We start from the raw sequence: 3,140 nt of genomic DNA on the forward strand, positions 1-3,140 counted from the left end.
GCAGGTAGAAACTGGTCAACTGCAAAGCACTCTAGAAGGACACGACAAAGCAGTTTTGTCTGTTGCTTTTAGTCCCGATAGCAAAACTCTTGCTAGTAGTAGTTACGACAGAAATATTCATCTGTGGGAGGTAGACACAGAAGAATTATTAGACACATTTACAGATCATTCTAAAGCTGTTTGGTCAGTAAAATTTAATCCTGATGGACAAACTCTTGCCAGTGGGAGTTCTGATGGAACAATTAAATTGTGGTCTGTATCTGACTTGAGTAGTAACAACTTACAGAATATAACTCCCTCCTTGAGTAATAACGATTTACAGAATACAACTCCCCCATCTATTGTGAAAGAGGAAAAAGAAATAATCTCTGAAACAGAAATTACTGATATAGCTGAGTTAGAAGAGTTAAACCAAAAATTATATGACCAAATTGACAAAAGTTGGCGACAGACTCCCATATGGTATGAAGATTTAGTATTTCAAGTAAAAGTTAATGGGGATGGAGCGATCGCTAAATTAGAACCGATGAATGAACCTGCGCAATATTATCATCAAGAAACACCTTTACCCAAGTTGTTAAATGATGCTAATTCTGAAGTTGTTGCCCAGAAACAGTCTTTTGCAATATTCCGGGTAGTGATGACACCGACAGGAAGACTTGAGGTTAGTCCTTGGAGTGGTTGGTTAAATAAGCAGTCAGCAGTCAGCGATCTGTAGACTTTTAAAGATAAGAAAAATTAACAATAACTAGCGTGCTAATTATCAAAAAAGTTATTCAGTCTGTGTTAATTACTTAATAATTGAAGTACAACTTAAGTATAGCAATACTTTTGGGAGTTGGTATAATACCTACGGACTTTGAATGCAAAGTCCCTACCTACTACATACTTCCTCTTTTGCAGGAGATGTCTAAGAGCAGGAGATGTCTAAGAGGCTGTTTATTCTATAATTACTTCAATATTTAATCTCCCCCACTCCCCTACTCCCCTACTCCCCTACTCCCCCTCTCCGTGTCCTCAAGAACCCCCTACTCCCCACACTTCCCACACTCCCTTGGAGGAACTGGATCATAACCACCGGGATGAAAAGGATGACAACGTAAAATTCGCATAATTGCCATTCTACCGCCTTTAAAAATCCCAAATCTTTCTATCGCTTCCATTGCATATTCTGAGCAAGTGGGTTGAAAGCGACAGGATGGAGGTAACATTGGTGAAATGAAAATTTTGTAGCCTTTAATTAATTTAATTAGTAATACTTTCATATAGCAATCTTATTTGAGTTGTGAGATATTGTTTTTTTTAGGGAAAAGGGAACAGGGAATAACGAACACCGAAGCAATAAAATTATCACAAATGATTTAAGATTGCTATATCCTTTTGTTTGACGATAAGATGTCCAGAATTTAATATGATGAAATTAAAATGTAATTCTCTCTTTTTTCGTCAAACACATCGCTATTCCCTTTTCATAGTAAGCCGCCTCATTAATAAAAACTGGCCATGTAGGAGTTTCTTCTTCATAATAAATTGTTTCACCATCAAAGGTTAAAAAAATCGGCTCGCCTGGAATTAATTGTTGATAATCTCTACCTTGTAACTCAGGATGAATCATTGCTGTTATTTCTCCATCTTCAGTTTTAGGATAATCTACAACTTTGAGATGTTTATAGACTGTAATATCTCTATTAATTAGATTCAATTTACCTTCATTGAAATTTTCTATAAAATCTAAACTTGCCTGAACTAATCTTTCTGTTTTCTGAAATAAATCTGCTTTGAGAGTACCTTGAGCGATCGGACCTACTTCAATACCAAAATTTAATTCACAAATAGAATTTACAAAAGCATTTTCTTCTCCTGGATTAATCCAACTATAAACTCTAACATCTGGCTCAACTGAACTTAAATAAGCAGCAATTTTGAGATTAAAGGGATGATTATTCACTAAAACTATGGTTAATCCCATATTAGCAGTAGTAGTATGCAAATCCAATATCAAATCAAATTTAGGATTACCTTTAGGTCCTAGCATTTGATTAATAAACTTTGCCCTAGTTTCTTCATAATTAGTATTGTTTTGATTTTCTAAATCCTGGAATTTAAAGCAACGATTTAAGTCAGTATCAACGTATCTTCTCACCAGTTCAAATGCTTGAGGATTAGCAAATAATGTTTGAGTTTCAAAATTAGTTCTACTAATCAAGTCAGGAAAATTTTCAAACTTTTTAACAAGATATATACCTGTAAATTCATTACCGTGGGTTCCACCAACAATTGCCACTTTATTAATTTTTTCCATTTTGATACATCTCCTACAAAAATATAAGTCAAAAGTTAAAAGTCAAAAGTCAAAAGTAAGAATTAAGAAGTTAGAGAAGTAAGAAGTAAGAAGTCAAAAGTTAAAAGTCAAAAGTCAAAAGTAAGAATTAAGAAGTTAGAGAAGTAAGAAGTAAGAATTAAGAAGTCAAAAGTTAAAAGTCAAAAGTCAAAAGTAAGAATTAAGAAGCTAGAGAAGTAAGAAGTAAGAAGTAAATTATATAGCAATCCTAAATAGGTCGTGACAAATCAAAAAGTAAATAAAAAAACTGAAACTCTTACCTGTTCCCTGTTCCCTGTTTCCTCTCTTGGTCAGCATTCCCTTTCTTGGTCGGCGTTCCGCAAGCGAGCTGGCGTCGTCGCGGGGTCTGACCGCTGTTCCCTAAAAAGCAGTAAGATTTTTGACACGAATAAAATAGGATTACTATAGTGGTCAATAGAAGTCAATAATTCAGCAATTATTTATGCTTAATATTTAACTGAAAATTTGACTTTTGAGAAGTAATTTATACAGTATAAATATTTACCAATAATAGAAATTGTATACTACTTTTAATTTTAAAAATTGACCTGCGGAATGTAGGATTGATGATTACTCAATTAAATTATCAATATTTGACCGAAAAAATGGGTCTCAAGCCTCGCCCTTCTAGGGCGACTTTTTATTGCTTGCGGGTTGATTTTTTTCAATAAATATGTTAAGCTATATGTTAGTTTGATGCGTCAAGTTATGAAAGCTAGATTTAAGTACCGTATATATCCAACGCCGGGACAAAAATACCGATTAGCCAAGCTATTTGGCTGTGTCCGTGTGGTTTGGA

At 34.2% G+C, this 3,140-nt stretch carries 4 protein-coding genes; 2 read left to right on the top strand and 2 right to left on the bottom strand.

What is annotated here, in order from left to right; all coding sequences use genetic code 11:
* The coding region (locus AC3DU7_RS29655) for a WD40 repeat domain-containing protein (RefSeq protein ID WP_488042834.1) at positions 1–718 on the top strand (718 nt) is incomplete at its 5' end.
* Positions 719–1,028: 310 nt separating this feature from the next.
* Here AC3DU7_RS29655 and yidD read toward each other — a convergent pair.
* A complete protein-coding gene (yidD, locus tag AC3DU7_RS29660) occupies positions 1,029–1,265 on the bottom strand; it encodes a membrane protein insertion efficiency factor YidD (RefSeq protein ID WP_488042835.1) in 237 nt (78 codons plus the stop codon).
* Positions 1,266–1,420: 155 nt separating this feature from the next.
* Positions 1,421–2,302: an aspartoacylase gene (locus AC3DU7_RS29665; RefSeq protein ID WP_488042836.1), complete on the bottom strand. Its 882-nt coding sequence runs from the start codon at positions 2,300–2,302 to the stop codon at positions 1,421–1,423.
* A gap of 747 nt (positions 2,303–3,049) precedes the next feature.
* Between AC3DU7_RS29665 and AC3DU7_RS29670 the strand changes: the two genes are divergently transcribed.
* On the top strand, positions 3,050–3,140 hold a 91-nt coding region (locus AC3DU7_RS29670), incomplete at its 3' end, for a helix-turn-helix domain-containing protein (protein WP_488042837.1).

The organism is Okeania sp. (genome assembly GCF_983059655.1).